This window comes from Brachyspira hampsonii 30446 (genome assembly GCF_000316195.1).
In the GTDB taxonomy this organism is placed as follows: domain Bacteria; phylum Spirochaetota; class Brachyspiria; order Brachyspirales; family Brachyspiraceae; genus Brachyspira; species Brachyspira hampsonii_C.
Genome location: NZ_JH994111.1, coordinates 1,667,737 through 1,690,881, shown reverse-complemented (window position 1 = coordinate 1,690,881; position 23,145 = coordinate 1,667,737). Strand labels below are relative to the sequence as shown.

General features: G+C 27.8%; 15 protein-coding genes. 8 read left to right on the top strand and 7 right to left on the bottom strand.

All coding sequences use genetic code 11. The features are described 5' to 3' along the window. The first annotated feature begins 10 nt into the window (after positions 1–10). The gene (locus A966_RS12045; protein ID WP_008726003.1) at positions 11–2,158 is read left to right on the top strand and encodes a tetratricopeptide repeat protein; all 2,148 of its coding nucleotides are present in this window, start codon (positions 11–13) and stop codon (positions 2,156–2,158) included. 76 nt (positions 2,159–2,234) lie between these two features. After that, entirely contained in the window at positions 2,235–3,854 is a 1,620-nt protein-coding gene (locus tag A966_RS12040; protein ID WP_008726002.1) for a gamma-glutamyltransferase family protein, read from the top strand. A gap of 82 nt (positions 3,855–3,936) precedes the next feature. On the opposite strand, the gene A966_RS12035 is transcribed toward A966_RS12040, so the two are convergent. The 5 genes from A966_RS12035 to A966_RS12015 form a co-directional block, all read right to left on the bottom strand. After that, positions 3,937–4,374 (bottom strand): RbsD/FucU family protein, encoded by a 438-nt coding sequence (locus A966_RS12035; protein WP_008726000.1) that lies wholly within the window; start codon positions 4,372–4,374, stop codon positions 3,937–3,939. An 80-nt stretch (positions 4,375–4,454) separates the two neighbouring features. Next, positions 4,455–6,236: an L-fucose isomerase gene (locus A966_RS12030; RefSeq protein WP_008725998.1), complete on the bottom strand. Its 1,782-nt coding sequence runs from the start codon at positions 6,234–6,236 to the stop codon at positions 4,455–4,457. 24 nt (positions 6,237–6,260) lie between these two features. Continuing rightward, the gene (locus A966_RS12025; protein WP_008725996.1) at positions 6,261–7,283 is read right to left on the bottom strand and encodes an ABC transporter substrate-binding protein; all 1,023 of its coding nucleotides are present in this window, start codon (positions 7,281–7,283) and stop codon (positions 6,261–6,263) included. 21 nt (positions 7,284–7,304) lie between these two features. After that, a complete protein-coding gene (locus tag A966_RS12020; protein WP_008725994.1) occupies positions 7,305–8,522 on the bottom strand; it encodes an ABC transporter permease subunit in 1,218 nt (405 codons plus the stop codon). Positions 8,523–8,562: 40 nt separating this feature from the next. Then, the gene (locus tag A966_RS12015) at positions 8,563–10,059 is read right to left on the bottom strand and encodes a sugar ABC transporter ATP-binding protein (protein ID WP_008725993.1); all 1,497 of its coding nucleotides are present in this window, start codon (positions 10,057–10,059) and stop codon (positions 8,563–8,565) included. Positions 10,060–10,294: 235 nt separating this feature from the next. On the opposite strand from A966_RS12015, the gene A966_RS12010 reads away from it, so the two are divergent. From A966_RS12010 to fucO, 3 genes are all read left to right on the top strand, one after another. Then, positions 10,295–11,704 carry a rhamnulokinase gene (locus A966_RS12010; protein ID WP_039955773.1) on the top strand — a complete coding sequence of 470 codons (1,410 nt, stop codon included), beginning with the start codon at positions 10,295–10,297 and terminating at the stop codon, positions 11,702–11,704. Between the two features lie 39 nt (positions 11,705–11,743). Next, on the top strand, positions 11,744–12,424 hold the full coding sequence (locus A966_RS12005) for an L-fuculose-phosphate aldolase (RefSeq protein ID WP_008725988.1): 681 nt from the start codon (positions 11,744–11,746) through the stop codon (positions 12,422–12,424). Positions 12,425–12,487: 63 nt separating this feature from the next. Continuing rightward, positions 12,488–13,636, top strand: coding sequence for a lactaldehyde reductase (fucO, locus tag A966_RS12000; protein ID WP_008725986.1), 1,149 nt, complete (start codon positions 12,488–12,490; stop codon positions 13,634–13,636). Positions 13,637–13,717: 81 nt separating this feature from the next. Here fucO and A966_RS11995 read toward each other — a convergent pair whose 3' ends face one another. Then, positions 13,718–15,301 carry an FGGY-family carbohydrate kinase gene (locus A966_RS11995; RefSeq protein ID WP_008725983.1) on the bottom strand — a complete coding sequence of 528 codons (1,584 nt, stop codon included), beginning with the start codon at positions 15,299–15,301 and terminating at the stop codon, positions 13,718–13,720. 9 nt (positions 15,302–15,310) lie between these two features. Next, positions 15,311–16,294, bottom strand: coding sequence for a LacI family DNA-binding transcriptional regulator (locus A966_RS11990; RefSeq protein WP_008725981.1), 984 nt, complete (start codon positions 16,292–16,294; stop codon positions 15,311–15,313). A 438-nt stretch (positions 16,295–16,732) separates the two neighbouring features. Between A966_RS11990 and A966_RS11985 the strand changes: the two genes are divergently transcribed. The 3 genes from A966_RS11985 to A966_RS11975 all read left to right on the top strand — a co-directional run bounded on the left by A966_RS11985 (position 16,733) and on the right by A966_RS11975 (position 23,140). Continuing rightward, complete coding sequence (locus A966_RS11985; protein WP_008725979.1) at positions 16,733–19,321, top strand: BspA family leucine-rich repeat surface protein; 2,589 nt, start codon at positions 16,733–16,735, stop codon at positions 19,319–19,321. 102 nt (positions 19,322–19,423) lie between these two features. Then, positions 19,424–20,332, top strand: coding sequence for an Rpn family recombination-promoting nuclease/putative transposase (locus tag A966_RS11980; RefSeq protein WP_008725978.1), 909 nt, complete (start codon positions 19,424–19,426; stop codon positions 20,330–20,332). A gap of 234 nt (positions 20,333–20,566) precedes the next feature. After that, positions 20,567–23,140, top strand: a complete 2,574-nt coding sequence (locus A966_RS11975) for a BspA family leucine-rich repeat surface protein (protein ID WP_008725975.1) — start codon at positions 20,567–20,569, stop codon at positions 23,138–23,140. The last annotated feature ends 5 nt before the right edge of the window (positions 23,141–23,145 follow it).

The window sequence follows — 23,145 nt, the reverse complement described above, 5'->3', positions numbered from 1 at the left end:
GAGCTGCACTATGAAAAAATCATACACTTTAGAAGAAATCGAAAATATAATAAACAAAGAGTGTTCTTATGAACCCGATGAATTTGATAATCAATCAGATAATAAAGAAAATGATGAAGATTATCAAAATAATGATGAGAATAATAATGAAAATATAATTGATAAAGTTATAGAAGTATTAAAAGAGTATATTAAAAAAGATAAAAATAATACAAAAGCTTTAACTTTATTAGGAAGAGCATATTATTCTAATAGAGATAATAAAAAAGCAGAAAAGCTATTTAAAAAAGTTTTGTTAATAAACCCTAATGATGATAAAACATTATACTATACAGCAGTCAATTATCTATATAATTTTATAGGAAATGAAAAATATAATGAAGCATTAAAACTTATTAAAAAATCCATAGAATTAAATGAAAATGATTCAGCATATTGGCATCTTTTAGGATATATTAATCGGGAAAATGAAAATTATTATGCGGCAATAGAGTATGCTGAAAAAGCAGTTAAGTTAAATAAAAGCTATGTTGTTGATGATGGTAATTATATGGAATATTATCTTACTGTAATAGGAGAATCATATTTTAAATTGGGTAAATATGATGAAGCAATAGAAGTATTCAAAGAAATAATAAAACTTCCTCGTCATGATCAAAGCGATTTTATGTATTTAGGATTATCATATTTTGAGAAAAAAGAATATGATAAGGCTATAGAAAATTATGAGAATGTATTAGAAATTCATCCTTCTTGTGATTATATAGAAAATACCAGTGCAATAAATGCATTAGCTAAATCTTATATGGCTTTAGGAGAGTATCAGAAAGGTATTGAAGTATATAAAAAATATATAAAAGAAGATGTTTCGGGTTGTTGGCATTCTATAAGAGGTTTTTCATACAAAAAATACAAGGACATTGAAGACTATAAATATTTGATAGAAGCATTTAATCAGCTTATAGAAGAAGAGCCTAATAATTTTGAATATTATGATGAGTTAGAAACTATATATTCTTATGATTTGAATATATGTGATAAAGGAGCTAATGTACTTGAGAAATATTTACTGAATAATACGGAGAATATTAATCATAGAGTTTATAAAACTTTGGCTCATTTATATGAAAATATTTATAGATATGATAAAGCTATTGAAATGTATAATAAACTTATTGAAATTAATAATTTTGAGAGGAATGATTATTATAGTTTATGTGATATCTATCAAGAAATTAAAAATTATGATAAAGCTATTGAGATGTATGAAAAATATTTGGATTATAAATTTGAAAACAAAGATAAAGACAAAGAAAAGACTTGTTATAATATAATAAAATTATTAGATTTGTATGAAAAACTTTCAAAACATGATAAAAGAAATTTACTTATTGATAAAGCTGTTAATTATTACATTGATAAGAATGATTATAAAAAATTATCTGATTTATATTTGCATATAGGCGAAAAATATAAGGCTATTGAATATTATAAAAAATATGTCAATTTAGATGATAATAAAAAATATGGATATGATTTTACGGCTATTGCAGAGATTTATGAGAGTTTAGGAGAAAGGGAAAATGCAGAAGAATATTATAAAAAAGCGATAGATATTTATGAAAATAAAAAAGATAAAAATCATTGGTTAGAGATAATAGGTGATTTATATAATTCTATAGGTAATAAAAACAAAGCTATTGAAGTATATAAAAAAGCTATAAAACTTGAAATAAAAAGTGCTAGTCGTATGTTCAGAAGAGAAAACATATTTGGGAGAAAAGAATTTAAAGGTTATTATTCAAAGGAAATCGGCGATTTATATATAAAAATAGGCGATAAAAATAAGGCATTAAAGTGCTATAAACATGCTGTTTCATTAGAACCTAACAGCAAAGAGTATTATGTTTCTATTGCTGAAATTTATGATGGTATGAATGAAAAAGACTTGGCAAAAGAATATTATCAAAAGGCTATAGATATTAATAAAAAATATTTTGAAGATCGTCCATACAGATGTGATATTCTAAAACATATTGCTGAATTATATTTAAAGATTGATGATAAAGAAAATGCTAAAGAATGCTATAGAAAAATTTTAGAGATTAACTTTTATGATGATGATGCATTAGATTATTTAAAAAACTTGAATGATTGAGGCAAAATATTTTGACAATTATATTTTTGCTAGTATAATTAACTGATTAAATAAAAATAGAGTATTGGATTTTATTATGAATTTTTATGATAATACTTATGCATCTAAAAGAAATGTTGTATTTGGAAAGAATATTGTTTCTACAAGCAATATACTAGCTTCAGAAGCTGGAATTGAGATTATAAAAAAAGGCGGTAATGCAGTAGATGCGGCAATAGCTTCAGCAGCTGCACTTACTGTTGTAGAGCCTGCTTCAAACGGACTTGGAGGAGACGCTTTTGCTATAATAAATTTTGAAAATAAAATGTACGCTATTAACGGAAGCGGATTTTCTCCAAAGAATTTGGATGTTGATAAAGTATTATCATATAATTTTGATAAAATGCCTTTATATGGAGTTTTGCCTGTAACTGTTGGAGGCATTCCATCAGTTTGGGCTTCTCTTATAAAAAAATTCGGTAAATTAAAACTTATTGATGTGCTTGAACCTGCCATTAGATATGCCAAAGAAGGATATGCCGTTCAGCCTCAAGCAGCTCTTGATTGGAAAGAGTCCTATAATATGTATTTGAATGCTTCTGATAATTTAAAAAAAGAAGAGTTTAAATATTGGTTTGATACTTTTACTTTCAATGGAAAAACTCCAAAACTTGGAGATATAGTAAAACTTCCATATCATGCTAAGACTTTATATGATATAGGTAAAACAAATGCAGAGTGCATTTACAGAGGAGAATACGCTGAAAAAATAGATGCATTCATGAAAAAATACGGAGGATATTTATCTAAAGAGGATTTAAATGAATATTATCCAGAGTTTGTTACTCCTATAACTACTAATTACAGAGGATATGATATTTATGAAATTCCTCCAAACGGACATGGTATTACTGTATTAATGACTTTAAATATTTTATCAAATTTTGATTTTAATAATTTAAGCGAATTAGAAAAAGTACATTATCAAATAGAGGCTTTGAAATTAGCTTTTACGGATACTAAAAAATATGTTGCAGATATTAACTGTATGAAAACTTCTATTGAAGAAATGCTTTCAAATGAGTATGCTAAAAAAAGAGCCTCTCTTATAAATAAAGATAAAGCATTAGATCCTATAAATCATATATTCTCATCAGGTGACACTGTATATTTAGCAGCTTCTGACAGTTACGGAAATATGGTTTCATATATTCAGAGTAATTATACTGCTTTCGGTTCTGGTATAGTGATTCCAGAAACAGGTATAGCTTTGCAAAATAGGGGAGCTAACTTTTCATTGGATCCCAATTCTGATAATTTTATAGCATCTCATAAAAAGCCTTATCACACTATAATACCAGCCTTTATATGCAAAGATTCAAAACCTTATGGAGTATTGGGGGTAATGGGAGCTTTTATGCAGCCTCAGGGACATGTTCAGGTTATAAGTAATTTGATAGATTATGATTTAAATCCGCAGGCAGCATTAGATAAACCCAGATGGCAATGGGTTGGAAATAAAAATATAGAATTAGAATATAATTTTGATAATAATATATATAAAGAACTTTCATCACTTGGACATAATATAACAAAGAAAGATTATATTACATACTTCGGATATTTCGGACGAGGACAGGTTATATTAAAAAATGATAATGATGTTTATTTTGCAGGCTGCGATGGAAGGACAGATTCTGCTATAGCTGTTTATTAGATTAAATTTAAAAAAGTAAAAAAATAACAAGCCTTTAAATAAAAAATTAAAGACTTGCTAAATATTTTATATTTTAGAGACATTATTTTTTATCTGGAAAAATTACGCCTTTTTTTAGTATAATATTTGCATATATTTCAAGTTCACTTGTGGCAACAATAGCATAAACATTTTTGCATCTGTCATAATATGCAAATCTTTCCAAATATTCATAATTTACTTTTTGATGCTTTGCTATTATATCTTTGTATTTAGCCCATACATCAGGTTCTCTGCCAAAATCAGCATTAGGCTGCATTAATACAACAGGACTTTCTACAAAAGTATCCAAAGGAAATAAAGGCATAATAGCTTTCAAAACAGTAGGTATATCTATTCCGTCAAGTCTTATAATTTTTTTTACATTATAATCATGAGAAGGAAAATTACCGTCAGCAAATAAAATTTCACTGCCATGTCCCATTTCACATAATACTTTTAATAATTCTGGTGAAACAACAGGATCTATTCCTTTTAACATATTCCAATTCCTTAAAATTATTTTTTACAAAAGCCCCATTTAATATTTTAGTACTAAATGGGACTTAAGAAAAATTATTATTACCTAGTTACTTTTCCAAATAAAGGTCCGAAATGTTTGCATGCTCTAAAGTCAGCACCTTCAGCATCTTTTGTACCAAATGCCTTCCATGCTTTAGGTCTGAATATTCTATCTTCGCTTACATTATGCATGCTTACAGGTATACGAAGCATAGAAGCCAATGTGATTAAATCAGCACCTATATGACCATAAGCAGCAGCACAGTGATTAGCACCCCAATCATTCATAACAGAATAAACATCTTTGAAAGAGTCTTTTCCTGTAAGTATAGGAGCAAACCAAGTAGTAGGCCAAGTAGAGTCAGTTCTTTTATTTATAGGGTCAAATATACTGTTATCAATATTAACAGCATAACCTTCAGCTATTTGAAGTACAGGTCCGAAGCCTTTAACTAAATTTAGTCTTATAATAGTCATAGGCATTTCACCTTTAGTTAGGAAAGTAGAAGAGAATCCGCCTCCTCTGAAATATTCTCTGTTAGCAGGTGAGAATTGAGTGGCATCAAGACATTTTTTAGCTTCTTCTTCTGTAATATTCCAATATTCTTTTAAAGCAGGGTTTCCATTAACTTTTTGCTCGCCTGTCCAGTCTAATGAAGCAGCACCAGAGTTTATCAAGTGAATTATACCGTCTTTAGCTTTTCCTGTAAGTTCTTTTCCTGTAACTCTTTTAACAGCTTCTGGACTCCAATAAGTTCTAACATCAGCGAATAACTGAGATCTGCTTGTTAAAAGATGAGCAAACAACATAGAAAGACCATTCAAAGAATCATTTTCAGTAGCAACAACATAAGGTTCTCTTATACCATTCCAGTCAAAAGATGAATTAAGAATAGCTTCAGCAAAGTCTCCATTAGGCATAAAGTCAGTCCAATGTCTTTGTCCTTGGAAACCGCCTGCTATTGCATTATGACCTTGAGCTTCTTCTATATATCCCATTTCAGCCAACTTAGGATTTCCTACCATCAAATCACGCATAATCATAGCCATCTTAATTGAAGTAGCCCATTCTTTTTCTTTTTGTTCATCAGTTGCTTTTACTTTATTGTTGTCAGAGCCGAATTTACATTGTTTAGCCCATTCCCAGGCTTTTTTGAACTCTTCTTTATCGTATATTTCTAGTTCTAATCTTCTTTTGATTTCGCTCATATCTACGAATTCAGTTCTCATTCCTAAATAGTCAAGTAAGAATTCAGCATCAACCATAGAACCCATAATACCCATAGCAACATAGCCCATACTTATATAAGATTGATCTTTCATAGTAGCAACTGCAAGACCTGCTCTTACAAATCTAAGTATTTTTTCTCTAACATCTTCAGGAACATTTTCATCTCCTGCGTCCTGAACATCTTTACCATAAATAGAGAATACAGGTAATCCTAATTGAGTATGTCCGGCATCAGCAGCAGCCAAATAAACAGCACCAGGTCTTTCAGTACCGTTAAATCCCCAAATAGCTTTAGGTATAGCCGGAGTCATGTCGATAGTTTCAGAACCATAGCACCAGCAAGGTGTAACAGTAAGAGTTAGTTTAACATTATTTTCATCAAATTTTTTCTGACATCTTGCAGCTTCAGCAACACCGCCTATAGTAGTATCAGATATTACACATTCAACTTTTTCTCCGCTAGGATGTTTAATGTTTTCTTCTATAAGTTTTGCAGCTATTTTAGCCATGTTCATAGTGGTATCTTCAAGAGATTCTCTAACTCCATTTCTCCTTCCATCTATAACAGGTCTTATACCAACTTTTGGTAAATTATTTTGCATTCTAAACATAATTGTTATAATTCCTCCATAATTTTATTCGTATAATAATTTAGCTATTTCAGGATCATCTATATTAGTTTTATCATACCATTTAGCACCAGTGTCTATGTTAGCAACAGATTCTCCTTTAGAAGCTTTATATGCTAAAGTAACAGCTTGGAAACCAATACTGTAAGGGTCTTGAGTAACAGAACCTTGTATTATTCCGCTTCTTATAGCATCTAACTGAGGTTTTCCAGAGTCAAATCCCATAACAACCAAATCACCGCCGTCTTGAGCATCACCAACTATAGTGTTAGCAGCACCTGCTTCAGCACTTTTGTATACTACTAAGAAACCTCTTGCCATAGCTTCATTAGATAAATATATTCCTAAAACACTTTTTCCTCTTAAAGCATTAACTTCATTAGCTATATCAGCTTCATTCTGAGTAGTAGGAACTATAACTTGTATAGTGTATTTACCTGCTGTAGTAGCATCACCATCAGCTAATTCAGTAAATCTTTGTACAAAACCTTCAGCTCTTCCTATACCAGTATCAGAGTTATCTAATTGAAGAACAGCTATTTTAGCTTTATTAGCAGAAGTGAATGTAGCTATTCTTGCTTTTAAAGCTTCAAACATTTTATCAGCAACTATAGCAGCAGCAGCTCTGTTATCAGTAGAAGCAGTAGCAAGTACAGCACCTTGAGCTTGGTCTGGTAATATACCAGAGTCAAAACCTATTAAAGGTATGTTTTTTTCTTTTATTCTTTTAATTTGTTCAGTAAAATCTCCTGTTACAGCAGCAAAAGCTATAGCATCTGGGGTTTTATTGATTTCACTATCCAACAAGTCTTGCTGTATTTTTGAGTCAGATTCTGTTTCAGGACCAACAAAACTTATTTTTACACCATTTTGTTTAGCAGCAGCTTCAGCACCGTCTCTAACAGTTACCCAAAACTTATGCTGGAAACCTTTGGAAACAACAGCTATGTAAGGCTCTTTGTTGCCGCAGCTTGCCAATATAACTGTTAATCCTATTAAAGTAGTAGCTAGTAATAAAATTTTTTTCATTTTATTCTCCTTGTTTTTTATTTATTTTAATTTTTTCTTTTCTTCTATTAAGCTATTAATTTTAGATTGTATTTCTGATATCTCTTTTGAATAATCTTTACCATTGTCAGATATCATATAATCTATTTTTATTCTGAAAGATTCTATTTCTTCTTCCAACTGTTCTATTCTCTCTTTTTTTACATCTACTTTTTTAACTTTATTAGACATTTTTATTCTATAAACATCTATAAGTACCGCTATAATAACTACTATACCTATAGTAAAGTATTGGAAGAATTGTTCTACGCCTACAGAAGGAAGTCCTACTTTTAGTACAGACATTATATATACACCTATTATTGTACCTATTATAGAGCCAACACCTCCAGAAAGAGATGTACCGCCTATAACTACAGCAGCAATTGCATCAAATTCATAACCTTGTCCAGCTCCAGGGCTTATGCTTGAATAGCTAGCAGCAAAAGTTAAACCTCCTATACCGCAGAAGAATCCTGCTATTGTGTATGCTATTATTTTCCATTTGTTAGTTTTTATACCTGAAAGTCTTGCAGCTTCTTCATTACTTCCTAAAGCAAATATATATCTTCCGATTATAGTTTTAGTTAGTACAATTACGGATATGATAGTAAATATTGCAAGCATTATAAAGCCGGATGGGAAATTAGATTCTGTTGCATTAAATAATACTCTGAACCAACCATACTGAGGATCTGTTATAGTAGGGTAGTATATAGTCTGAGATCTTGAAACTATACCTGATAGACCTTTAGTAACCATAAGCATACCTAAAGTGGCAATAAATGGAGGTAAATTAAAATATGAAATTAAAAAACCATTTATAAATCCTCCTAAAGTTGCAACAGCTATAACTATAATAAGCACTGCCCACATAGGAGTTTGGAAATTGGTTATCATTACACCGCCCACCATAGCAGCGAATAATGAAAGCGATCCTATAGATAAATCAATACCGCCTGTGATTATAACAAATGTTACTCCTATAGCCAAGAAACCTATAAAATATGAGTTTCTTAATATCAAAGAAAATGTATCAAAAGTGAAGAAATTTCTTCCTGCTATAACAAAAAATACATACAAAATAAGAAGAGCAACAACTGTTAAAAATTTCTGCAGTCCATTCTTTTTTAAATAAACTAATATATTTCTTGTTCTCCTTCTCATTTTAGCTTTGAAGCATAATTTTCCAGTAAAAGTATTGTTTTCGATATTGTACATATAACTCTCTCCATTTTATTTTTTATTATAGTGATTATATTTATCTCATAGTTGCATATTTCATAATATCATCTTGAGTAGTTCCTTTTATATCTAATTCTCCTGTTTTTTTACCTTCAGACATAACAAGTATTCTGTCGCTCATTCTAAGTATCTCAACCAAATCAGATGAGATCATTATTATAGATTTACCCATAGATACTAATTGTTCCATAAGATTGTATATTTCACTTCTAGCACCTACATCTATTCCTCTTGTAGGCTCATCAAATATTAATACTTTGCATTCTTTTATAAGCCAATTAGCTATTACAACTTTCTGCTGATTACCGCCTGATAAATTTTTAACTAATTGATTAATAGAAGGGGTTTTTATATTTAATGATTGTACTTCCTTCTCTGAAATATCTCTTACTTTTGAATTTTGAACCATAAGCATATTTGAAAACTTATCATAATTTCCCATCATCATATTTTCAAATACAGGAAGCCCTAATGCCAAGCCGTATCTTTTTCTGTCTTCAGAAAGATAACCTATACCGCTTTTTATGGCATCTACAGGCGATTTTACTGATATTTCATTTCCTTCAACAAATATTCTTCCGCTTTCAAATTTATCAGCTCCAAAAATAGCCCTTGCAGTTTCTGTTCTTCCTGCACCCATAAGTCCTGCAAATCCTAATATTTCACCCTCTTTTAAAGAAAAACTTACATCCTTTACTACACCTGGAACAACTAAATTTTCTACTCTCAATATTTCTTTAGCATCTTTTGGCACTTTACTTTCAGTTTTTGGTGTTTCATATATAACACGGCCTACCATTAGATTTACTATTTCATCTTTATTTGTTTCTTTAGTCATTTTTGTATCTATATATTCTCCGTCTCTTATAACTGTTATTCTGTCAGACAATATGAATAATTCATCTAATCTATGAGAAATATATACTATTGATACTCCTGTTATTTGAAGGTCTTTAATAATTCTAAAAAGTTCTTTTGTTTCTGATTCTGTTAATGCTGCTGTAGGTTCATCTAATATTAATATTTTAGAATTATGAGTTAAGGCTTTTGCTATTTCTACTAATTGCTGTTTTCCTACAGTGAGAGAGCCTATTTTGGCAGAAGGATTAATATCTACATTCATACCTTCAAATATTTTCTTTGCTCTTTTTATCATTAATTTATCATCTATAAGACCAAATTTATTTAATGGTTCATGTCCTATGAATATATTTTGTGCAACAGTTAAATGATTCATTAAATTCAATTCCTGATGCACTATAGATATACCTTTTTCCTCTGCTTCTTTAGGACCTGATACTTCTAATGGTTCTCCGAAATATTCTATACTGCCTGCATCTTTTTTATATATTCCAGATAGAATTTTCATAAGTGTAGATTTGCCGGCTCCATTTTCTCCTATCAAAGCTAATATTTCACCTTGAATTAAAGAAAAATTGAAATTTTTCAAAGCATAAACACCTTTGAATCTTTTTTCAATACCGGTCATTTTTAAAATTACATTATCACTCATAAGAATAAATTAATCCTTAAGTTTTAAATTTTTATTTATACTATATATTTTAGTAAAAAAAATCTGTATAATCAATATTATCTTGTTTTTTTTAAATAAAAAATGAAATAAATTTCATTTTTTTATCTTTTTTGTATTTTGTTTTATTTTTTTGTTAAAAAATATTTTTTTTGTTGAATATGAAACAAAAATATATTATATTATAAATATATATTTTTTATTATGGCAGGGCATTATGAGTAATAAAGTTTATTCTATAGCTTGCGACTTTGGTTCATCCGGCGGTAAAATATTCTTATCTAAATTTGAAAATGATAAAATGACATTGGAAGAAGTTCATAGATTTTCTCTGACTCCTATAAAGATTAATAATTATTATTATACAGATTTTATATATATGTATAATGAGTTATTAAAAGGCATTAAAAAAGTTATAGATATGGGAGTGCAGCCTTCTTCTTTGGGTATAAATTCTTGGGGTGTTGATTATGGTTATATAGATAAAAATGGAGAATTACTATCAAATCCTATAAATTACAGAGATACTAGAACTATAGATACTATAAAAAAATTGGAAAAAATAGGTCTGGGTGCTAGAGAATTATTTAATATAACCGGTATATCATGCATGCCTTTTAACAGTATAATGCAAATATATGAAGATATACAAGGCAGGGCAGATATTGTAAATAATGCTTCAAAGTTATTATTTACTCCTGATTTATTCGGATATTTTTTAACAGGAAATATTTCTTCTGAATATACTATATCTTCTACTTCTCAATTAATAGATGTAAAGAAAAAAATATGGTCTGAGGAAATTTTAGAAAAAATTCATTTTGATATTAATAAGCTTCCTAATTTAGTTGAAGCTGGTACGAAAAAAGGTTTATTAAAACAGGAGATAGCAGATTATCTGGGATGCAGACCTTTTGAAATTATAGCGGCTGCATCTCATGATACTGCTTCTGCTGTGTTATCTGCACCTATTTTTGATGATAATACGGCATACTTATCATCAGGTTCATGGTCTTTGCTTGGTGTAGAATTAAAAGAAGCAATATTAACAGATGAGGCTTTTGAAAATAATTTTACTAATGAAATGGGCTATAATAATACTATAAGATTCTTAGAAAATATTAACGGACTTTGGACTATACAGCTTCTTCAAAAGAAATATCAAATCTCATTTAATGATATGGAAAAACTTGCAAGAGATAATATTAAAGATGAACATAGAATAGATATCAATGATAATAGATTCTATAATCCTAAGGATATAGAAGATGAAATATTAAATTACTATAAAGATACAAATCAGACTAATGTATCAAAAGATTCAAGAGGTATTATAATAGCTTCTGTATATAATTCTTTAGCAGAAAGTTATGCTAAATATATTAATAGTCTTAAAAAACTTTTGAATAGAGATATTAAGAAGTTATGTATTGTAGGTGGAGGAACTAGAGATAAATTAATATGCGAACTCACTAAAGAAAAAACTAATTTAACCGTTTCAATAGGACCTATAGAATGTACTGCTACTGGAAATATATTAGCACAATTTAAATCTTTAGGTATTGTCAAAGATGTTGATGAGATGAGAAAATTAGTTATAAATAGTTTTGAAATAAATGAAATATAATATAGTATTATCATTATTATTTATTTTTAAGGAGAAAAGATGTCTAAAAATAACAGAAAAGATTTAGCTAAAAGTATAATAGATGCTTGTTTAAGTATGAGAAGAGACGGTGTTAATCAGGGAACTGCTGGTAATATTAGTCTTAGATATGAAAATGGTATGCTTATTACACCTTCTGGTATGCCTTATGAGATTATGACTCCGGAGGATATTGTTTTTGTTGATGAAAATGGAAATCCTGAAAAAGATAAAATTCCTTCAAGCGAATGGAGATTTCATTTATCAATACTTAAAGATAATCCTAATTTTAATGCGGTAATACACAATCATGCTGTTTATTCCTCAATGGTTTCTATATTAAATATAGATTATATACCTGCTATTCACTATATGGTAGGTGTTGCCGGAGGAAATAAAATCCCTTGTGCTAAATATGCTACTTATGGTACTCAGGAGCTATGCGATAATATATCTGAAGCTATGAAAGGTTATAAGGCTTGTATATTGAAAAATCATGGACTTCTTGCAGCTGATGAGACTTTACCTAAAGCATATCATGTTATGATGGAAGTTGAAAATTTAGCAAGATTGTATATGGGTGTAATAGGAATAGGTAATTATTCAGTTTTATCTGATGCTGAAATGGAAATAGTTTTAGAGAAATTCAAGAATTATGGATTGAATGTTAAACATAAGACTAAAAAAGAAGAAAAAAACTAAAAATAAATCTTCTTAAACTATGTAAGGTTTATTAAAATAAAAAATATAATAGGAGTAATTTTTATGGCTAGATATATTTTAAATGAAACAAGTTATTTTGGTGTTGGTATAAGAAGCGAGCTTGCTGCTGAAATTAAGGCAAGAGGATTTAAGAAAGCATTATTAGTTAGTGATAAAGTTTTGGATTCTTGCGGAGTTCTTAAAAAAGTAAAGGATGTTTTAGATGGAGCTGGTATATCTTACGATACATTTTTAGATATTAAGCAAAATCCTACTATTAAGAATTGTAAGGATGGATTAGCAAAATACAATGAATCCGGAGCTGATTTTTTGATTGCTGTTGGAGGCGGTTCTGTAATGGATGTTGCCAAAGCTATAGGTATTACAAAAAATAATCCTGATTTTGCTGATGTTAAATCACTTGAAGGAGTGGCAGCTACAAAAAATAAAAGCGTACCTATTATGGCTCTTCCTACTACTTGCGGTACTGCTGCTGAAGTTACCATTAACTATGTAATCATTGATGAAGAAGAAAATAGAAAAATGGTTTGTGTTGATCCTAAAGATATACCTATAGTTGCTTTTGTAGATGCTGAACTTATGGCCTCTATGCCTAATAGTCTTGTTGCTGCTACCGGTATGGATGCTTTAACTCATGCTATAGAAGGATATATTACTAAAGCAGCTCATACTATTTCTGATATGTTTGAATATAAAGCTATGCAGCTTATATCTAAACATTTAAGAGGGGCTGTTAAAGATAAAAACATGACTGATATGGAGGGAATGAGTATTGCTCAGTATGTTGCTGGTATGGGTTTCAGTAATGTTGGTCTTGGTATTGTTCACTCTATGGCTCACCCTCTTGGAGCTATATTTGATATACCTCATGGGGTTGCTAATGCTGTACTTCTTCCAATAGTTATGGAATTTAATATGCCTGTTTGTATGGATAAGTATGTTGATATAGCTGTGGCAATGGGCGAAAAAGTTGATGGATTAAGCAAAGAAGAAGCTGCTAAATTAGCTGTTGAGGCTGTTAGAAAACTTTCTAAAGATGTTAATATTCCTGCTAATTTAAGAGAATTAAAAATTAAAGAAGAGGATTTACCTAGACTAGCAAAAGATGCTTTGGCTGATGTATGTACAGGCGGAAATCCTAGAGATGTAACATTAGATGACATACTTGCTTTATATAAGAAAGCTTATTAATAATTAATTATTCTTAAACTTCATTAAAAGGCTGTCTGGTATTTTTATGCAGACAGCCTATTTTTTATAATGTGAACAAACTTAAAAATCAGACATTAGTTTTTCGTATTTTAATTTATCTTTATAAAGTTCCAAATATATTTGATACTTTTTATCAAAATATTCTTTCATAGTTTCATCAGCTTCTATGCATTCTCCCTTTTTAGACATTTTTGATAATGCCTCTTCATAATTTTTATATTCTCCTGAAGCTATAGAAGCCAGAATCGCACTTCCGAACACAACAGATTCTTCATGACCTGCTGTATATATTGTACATTGACATATATCGGCAAGCTCTCTCATAAATAATGGATTTTTAGCAGCACCTCCGCATACTATTATAGTATCTATAGTATAACCATTATTTTTTGAAGTTTCTATAATATTTCTTGTACCAAAACATATACTATCTATAGTTGCCCAATATAATTTAGCCATAGATGTAATATCTTCTGACATATCCAAACCTATTTCTACTCCTCTTTCTTTTGGATCTGCTATAGGGGATCTGTTTCCGTAATGATAATCTAGAATATGAATATCTTTTATATAGAATTTATTAATATTTTTTAATTTATCAACTTCTTCATTTAGGATTTGATATATATCTTTAAATGTTTTTCCTTCTTTTACAAGATTATTAAAATAAGGATGCTTTTTTATATTATAATCTATTAAACTTCCATAAGCACTTTGACCGCCTTCATTTAGCCACATGCCTGATACCATAGCATTATAATAAGGGCCCCAAACACCATTGACAAATATTGGTTCTTTGCTATTCATCATATGACATGCAGAAGTACCGGCTACTATTACAAGAGTATTTTCTGCTTTTCCTATTAATGAACCAAGTCCTCCTGCATGGGCATCTATCATACCCACAGCAACCTTAACATTTGAATGTAAGCCTAATTCTTTGCTGCTTTCTTCTGTGAGATTTCCAGCAAATACACCTGGCTCTTTGATAATATTTCCTATTTTATTTTCTTCTATAAGATCATATAAATCTAAGCTTTTAAAAAAATCTTCGTCCCATTTATTTTCATGAGCTAAATATGTCCATTTACATGCGGTAGTACAAGAACTTCTTATATTACTTCCGCAGGCCTTATATTGAAGGAAATCTGCCAAATCAAAAAATTGATTAATTCTTTTATAATTTTCAGGTAAATTTCTTTTAAGCCACAGAATTTTAGGTATTTCCATTTCAAGGCTTATTTTTCCTCCTACATATTTTAGCACATCGAAATTTTGTGAATTAATCTCATCAGCCTCTTTTACAGCCCTATGATCCATCCACATTATTATATTCCAATCATCTTCGCAATCTTTATTGACGCTTACAGGTTTATTATCTTTATCCAAAGCTACAAGAGAACAAGTTGCATCAAATCCTATACCTACAACATCATCAGAATTGATTTTAGATTTAGATATAACTTTTTTGACTGACTGACATACACTGTTCCATATATCATTAGAAGATTGTTCAACAAAATTTTCATCTATTTTTCTTAATTTTATAGGTGTGCTTTCAAATCCAAAGCTATTTCCATCTAATGAGAAAATGCCCGCCCTTGAACTGCCTGAACCTACATCTATACCTATTATATATTTCATAGTTTGCTCCTATTTTTTTTCACTTCCTTTTAGATGGAATTCAGCAGAATAATTAAATATTTGTTTTTGAATATCAAATGTTTTCTGAGATAATAACATAGATGTAGCATTACTTCCTATATCGAATGCCGGAAATACTACTTCAGATATATTATTATTTTCATAGGATGAATACAAATTTACAAGCTTATCAAAAGTAATTATAGATATATCATCTGGTATTGATAATTTCAACTCATTTAAAGCTTTTAATATACCTATTGCTAGTATTTGATTAGCAGCCAAAATAGAGTCAAATTCAATTTTTTCTTTCACTAGTTTTTTTATAATATCATATCCGCTTTCACTATCATTAAAATCTCCGTAATATACTCTATTTATGCCATTATCTAAGTTATGATTTTTTATGCTTTCCAAAAACCCATCTTTTCTCTCTTGTGCATTACTGAGATTTAAACTTCCTGTTATGATTATTGGATTTTTTGCTCCTCCTTCTATTAATAAATCTGTAGATTTTTTTGCCGCATTAAAATTATCTGATAAATTCTTTATATATATATTATCAAATGGTAAATTCCTATCTACTAATGATACTAGGTTTGTATTCTTATCATACGGCAGTTTATCTCTTTTATTTGAGGCAGGAACCCATATTACTCCTATATCCCTATTATTTTTTATTCTAGAAAAAATTTTTTCTTCTTCTGCTATGGATTCATTAGTAATGTATATTCCAAATGGTATGTCATTTTTTTGAACTACAGATACTATACCATTAAATAAATCTAAATAAAATGTATTGCTTAAATCAGGTATTATTAATATTATTTTTTTTATACATTTTGTATTAAAGTATTTATCAATATCATTGTTTTTTAGAACATCATTAATTTTATTTCTAGTAGATTCTTTTACTGAATTTGGATCTTTAAGCATTCTTGAGATAGTTGCCGGGGATATTCCGCTTATTCTTGATAATTCTCTTATTTTCAATTTTATATTTCCTTAAATATTTTTTAATATAAATGTTAAAAATATATTACAATTATGTAAAAAAATCAATATTTTTTTTAATTTTATTGAAATTATAATTAAATTCATAAAGTATATCATTTTATTAATTTTTTATTGTTCAGATTATTATAGATAATAAAAAAATTATATTCCGTATAATATAAAAAATATTTATTTAATATATGTAATTAGTTTCTAATAAAAAATATAATAAATACTTTTAAGAAATATGATATATTTTTTATTAAAATCAGATAATAAAAAATTATCAAGTAAAATTATCCGATTCTTTAAACTCATTTGATTTAGAATAAAATGAAAAAATAAAATTATTAATTATATAGAAAATTTACACAATATATATTATACTGCATACACAATCTAAAATTATGTAAACTTATTATTGACGGTGTAATTATGAAAAAATACAAACCAAAAGCAAAAGAAGAATTAAAAAAATTAGTATTTACCGACGGAATAAAACTTGATTGTATTGATACAAGTCTTATTACAGATATGAGCAAACTTTTTTATGAAAGTAAAAGAAAAGATTTTGAAGGCATAGAAGATTGGGACGTTTCTAATGTTACAAATATGGATATGATGTTTGCATATATGGGCTATAAGATGCTGGTAAGATATTCAGCTATAGATTTTAATCCTGATTTAACTAATTGGAATGTATCTAAAGTAAAAAGCATGAATAATATGTTTACTCATTGTTCTAATTTTAATCAGCCTCTTGATAAATGGGATGTTTCAAATGTTGAAGATATGTCCTTTATGTTCTATGGTGCGAATGAGTTTAATCAGCCTTTAAATGATTGGAATGTATCTAAAGTAAAAAATATGAGAGGTATGTTTCAGGAATGTGAAAACTTTAATCAGCCTTTGAATAAATGGGACACTTCTAATGTTGAAGATATGTCATTTATGTTTACTCGTGCAAAAGTTTTTAATAAGCCTTTGAATAAATGGAATACTTCTAAAGTTAAAGATTTATCAAGTATGTTTGCATATTGCGATGTTTTTAATCAGAATCTTAATGATTGGGATGTTTCTAATGTTACAAATATGGATTCTTTGTTTAGGCAATGCGAAAAATTAAATCAGCCTTTTGATAAATGGGACACTTCTAATGTGGTAAACATGGAAAAGACATTTTTCTCATGCATGAAATTTGATAAGCCTTTAAATAGCTGGAATGTGTCTAATGTAGAAAATATGGATATGATGTTTTATATGGCACAAAGTTTTAATCAGCCTCTTGATAGATGGGATACACAAAAACTAATTACTGCTGCTGGACTATTTAGATTTGCGTATAAGTTTGATAATTATGAGTCTTTAGAAAATTGGAATTTAGATAATTTAGAAGAAGTTGGTACTTTTTGCGATGATGAGGATAAATTACATACAAGACTTAAAGTATATATGCAGGCATTTTACCCTAAAGAAGATTATATAACTATAACAAAATTTAATGTTAAAGAAATATATAATCTTATTGCAAAAGATAAAAATAAAAGAATTGTAAGATTAAGAAAAAGAATTGAAAGTGATTTTTCATCAGAGCTTTCATTTGTTACAAAAGATTATAATTTCAAAACTATAGAAAAAGCAGAAAAGTACGCAGAAAAAAAATATAATGCTAAAAAAGAAGATAAAAAACTTACATTTATAAAAGATTGTCATGTACTAATAAAAGATAAATCAAGAGAAGTAAATATTACAGTTATAAAGTATATATATTCAGAGTATTTATCTTTGAAAAGAACAATTAACAGATTAGAAAAAATTGATAATATAGTTAATTTACTTGACTTTGAATCATTTTTGAAGTTTATTAGAGAAATTTATTTAGAAAATCAAAACACAGAAATAGCAGGTTTTATTTATGCTATGTACGGAGGAGATGAAGCTTTAAAAGAGATATCTGAATTGATATTATCAGGCATTGATTCAAAAGTTTTCCTTATAATGATAAAATTCAATATAGAAAGCAGATATGCACAGGGCTTATTATATGAAATATATATAACCTCAAAGAATTCTGGAATTAGCAAAGAAGCTGGAAAAATGATTAATGAATTACTTGAAAAAATGAATATAGGTTATACTGAATTTAGATTAAGATGTACGCCTAATTACGGATTTAATTCTAAAGGTGAAAAAATATTAAATAATGATTATAAATTGATTTTGAATAATGATTATTCTGTAGCCTTGTTTGATATAAAAAATAATAAAGAATTAAAAAAGATTCCTCAAAACTTTGATGAAAAATTAAAAGAAGAAATAAAAGAATTAAGAAAAGAAATATTAAAGTTTATTAATCATGCTGCTAGTATTTTAAGTATTACATTAATAGATGGTGATATATACAGCTATGATTTGTTTAAAGAAGTTTTTATTGATAATTATTTAATGAATAAATTTGCATCTTCTTTGATATGGAACTTGTATGATAAAGATAAAAAAATTATAACAACTTTCAGATATTTAAATGATGGAAGTTATTCAAATTGTGATGATGAAGAGGTAAAAATTAATTCTGAGAATTTTATAGCTTTGGCAGCTCCCACAGAAATCGATAATAACACTATAGATAAATGGATAAAACAGCTTGAAAATTATGAATTAGTACAGCCAATAAATCAATTAACACTTGTAAAATTAGATAAAAAGAATTTGAAAAAAGAAATAAAAAAGATAAAAAATATAGAAGCAAGTTACGGAGCTTTTAAGGCTTTTGCTAAAAGATATGATATGTATACTAATGATGTATTGGGATATAATGATACTATAACATATACATTTCCTGCAAATGACGGAGATATTTTTACTATGTCTTCAAAAGTCGATGCAGATATAGAATATGATGAGCCAATAGATATCACTATCGATTTTAAAAAGGCTGAAAATAAAAAAGAAATCAGCAGTAGATTTGTTTATACTTTTTTAGTATTTATAATTTTAGATTTTAGACTGACAGATTTATTTTAATTGTCTAAAATTGTAATACTAAATCATAATTAAAAAGTTTTGGAATAAATTCAAAAATAATTTAATTTTGACAAAGTTAATCTTTTTTAGTATAATTTGTATATGGAAAATAAATTAAATACTAAACAAATAAAATATTTCAATCCTTTGAATGATTATTTTATAAGATATCTATTTACCGATAAAGGCAGCAGTGAATCTATACTTTTAGACTTTATCAATTCTATAATGCTTAATGCTAATATGAAAACATTTCGTTCTGTAGAAATACTAACTCCGTTCAACTTGAAAAAAAATAGAAATTTGAAGGAAACAATAGTTGATGTAAAATGCATTACTCAAAATGGTTCTGTTGTTATAATAGAGATACAATTACAAGGTAATTCAAGATTTCCAGAACGCATACTTTATTATTGGGCAGCTAATTACAGTAAATTATTAAAGCATGGTGAAAGATATGATGAACTTACTCCTGTAATAAGCATTAATCTTCTCAATTTTAATTTAGATAAAACTAAAAATATACATTCCTGTTATATGCTTTATGAGATGAATAATAAAAAACTTCTAACAGATCATTTACAAATACATATAATAGAGTTAAAAAAGTTTAGAAAAAATGTATTATCTAAAGATTTAAATTATTGGCTCAAAATATTTACAAGTAAAAATTTGGAGGCGTCTATGTCTGAAATAGTGAAAGAAAAACCTATAATGGAAGAAGTACAGAAAAAATATAATAATTTTGTAAAAAGCAGATTAATGATGATGGAATACGAAAAAAAAGAAGCATATTTATACGGCAATCAAATAATGCTTGATGAGGAAAGAAGATTAGGTAAAGAAGAAGGTATAAAAGAAGGTATAGAACAAGGCATAGAGAAAGGTATAGAACAAGGCATAGAACAAGAAAAACATTCCTTAGCTAAGAATATGAAAAAAGAAAATATAGATATTAATATTATAAGTAAAGTAACAGGCTTAAGTGTAGAAGAAATAAAAAAGTTGTGAACTTATATTTATTTAATAATATATTTTATTTAGCAATTATTATTATTATTATTATTATTATTAATAATAAGCAGTATTAGCTTTTATATGAGCAAAAAATTATTATTAATTGTTACTTATTATTTAAATAATAATTTTATAAAATAGAAGTATAAGTAAAATTATTCTTTAATGTAGAAAAATTATAATCTATATTAAAGTCATGTAAATAAATTATTACTTAGGATTAAATTTATGAAAAAATATAAACCAGAAACAAAAGAAGAATTAGAAAAATTAGTATATACTGACGGAATAAAACTCTATGATATAGATACAAGTCTTATTACGGATATGAGCGAACTTTTTTATAAAAGCAGCAGAAAAGATTTTGAAGGCATAGAAGATTGGGATGTTTCTAATGTTGAAGATATGTCATATATGTTTGCATATATGAGTTATGATAGTTTTGAAAGCCGTTCTAAAGCTAAGTTTAATCGTAATCTTAATAATTGGAATGTATCCAAAGTTAAGCATATGAGTTTCATGTTTTATTATTGTAATGATTTTAATCAGCCTTTAAATAAATGGGACGTTTCTAATGTTGAGGATATGTTTAGAATGTTTGATAATTGTAAAAAATTCAATCAGCCTTTAAATAGCTGGAATGTTTCTAAAGTAACAAATATGAGCGGTATGTTTCAGGTAGCGGAAAGTTTTAATCAGCCTTTAGACAAATGGGACGTTTCTAATGTTACAACTATGAGAGCTATGTTTAATTATGCTAAAGCCTTTAATCAGAATATAAATAATTGGAATGTTAGTAAAGTTGAAGATATGGGTTATACGTTTAGTATATGTGTTAATTTTAATCAGCCTCTTAATGATTGGGACGTATCTAAAGTAAAAACTATGGAGGGTATGTTTAGAAGTGCTTTTGTATTTAATCAGCCTCTCGATAAATGGAATACTTCAAAGGTTGAAAATATGAATGAGATGTTTAGTCAATGTAACAGCTTTAATCAGCCTTTAAATAGCTGGAATGTATCCAATGTAAAAACTATGGAATCTATGTTTCGCAGTACTGAAGCTTTTAATCAGCCTCTTAATAAATGGGATACAAAAAAACTAAAAACGATGTTTGGAATGTTTGATTTTGCTAAAGGTTATAATTGTTTTGATTCATTAGCAAATTGGGATTTGAACAAAGTATCAGAAATGAGTAATTTATGCTTTGGAAAGTATGAAGAACTTCCTTTAAAAATCAAAGCATATCTTCAGGCATTTTATGGTTCTTATAAAGATTATTTAACTATTACAAAAGAGAATGTCAAAGAAGTATATGATTTAATATCAAAAGACACAAATAAAAAAATTTTGTCATTAAAAAAGAGATTAGAAAGCGAGTTTAGTGAGGAGCTTTCATCTGTTACAGATAATTATAATTTCAAAACTATAGAAGAAGCAGAAAAGTATGTGGAAAATAATTATAATAAAAAAGATGATAAAAAAGTAAGCTTTATAAATGATTATAAGGTTTTAATAAAAGATAAATCTAGAGAAGTTGAAAACAAAGTTTTAAAATATATATATTTAGAATATTTACTTCTTAAAAGAGATGTTAAAAAATTAATGCAGGTTGACAATATCGTTAATTTACTTGATAAAGAATCGTTTGTAAATTTTGCTAAAAATATCTATGATGAAACTAATAAAGAAACAGCTGCTTTTATATATGCTATATATGGAGGAGATGAGGCTCTAAAAAACATATATAAAAAAGAAAAAGATACTAAACTTTCACTTTTAATAATTAAATTAAATATAGAAAGTAAATATGCTCTAAGATTATTATATGAAATATATTCAAATACAAAAAAATCTGAAGTTCGTTATGAGGCTTATAATTTAATTGAGGAAGTGATGAAAAAAATGGATATTAGTTATAATGAATTCCAATTAAGATATTCGTCTGATTTCGGATTTAATTCTAAAGGTGAAAGAGTATTAAATGAAGATTATAAATTAATTTTGAATAGTGATTATTCTTTGAGTTTGTTTGATATAAAAAATAATAAAGAATTAAAAAAGATTCCTCAAAACTTTAATGAAGACTTAAAAGAAGAGGTAACAAAATTAAGAAAAGAAATTCCTTCTTTTATGAAAGATACTTCTTCTGCTTTAGCTATTTTATTAGCAAGCGGAGAGAAATACAGTTATGATATATTCAAAGAGATTTTTATTGATAATGCTATGATGAATAGATTTGCTTCATCTTTAATATGGAATCTATATGATAAAGATTCTAATTTTATAACTACTTTCAGATATTCAGGAGACGGAAGTTATTCAAACTGTGGAGATGAAGAAGTAAAAATTGATGATAATACTTTTATAGGTTTGGCAAGCCCTGTAGAAATGGATGATAACACTATAGATAAATGGAAAAAACAGCTTGAAGATTATGAAATAGCACAGCCAATAAATCAATTAACAGTTATAAAATTAGATAAATATAATCTAAAAAGTGAAATAGAAAAAATAGATAATTTAGAAATAGCTTATGGCACTTTCAAGGCTTTTGGTGCAAGATATGAAATGTATTCTGAGTATATAGGGTATGATGTAGTTAAAAGTTATTCATTAAAAACAAAGAATGGAGATACTTTTACTATAGATGCTGATGTTGATTCCAATACTGATTTTCATGACAGAGTAAAAATTGATATTTATTTTGATAATGAAAATGGTGAAGAGGTGAGTAAAAGATTTGTTTATAGTTTATTAGTATTAATGATTTGGGATTTTAGACTTACAGATTTATTTTAATATAT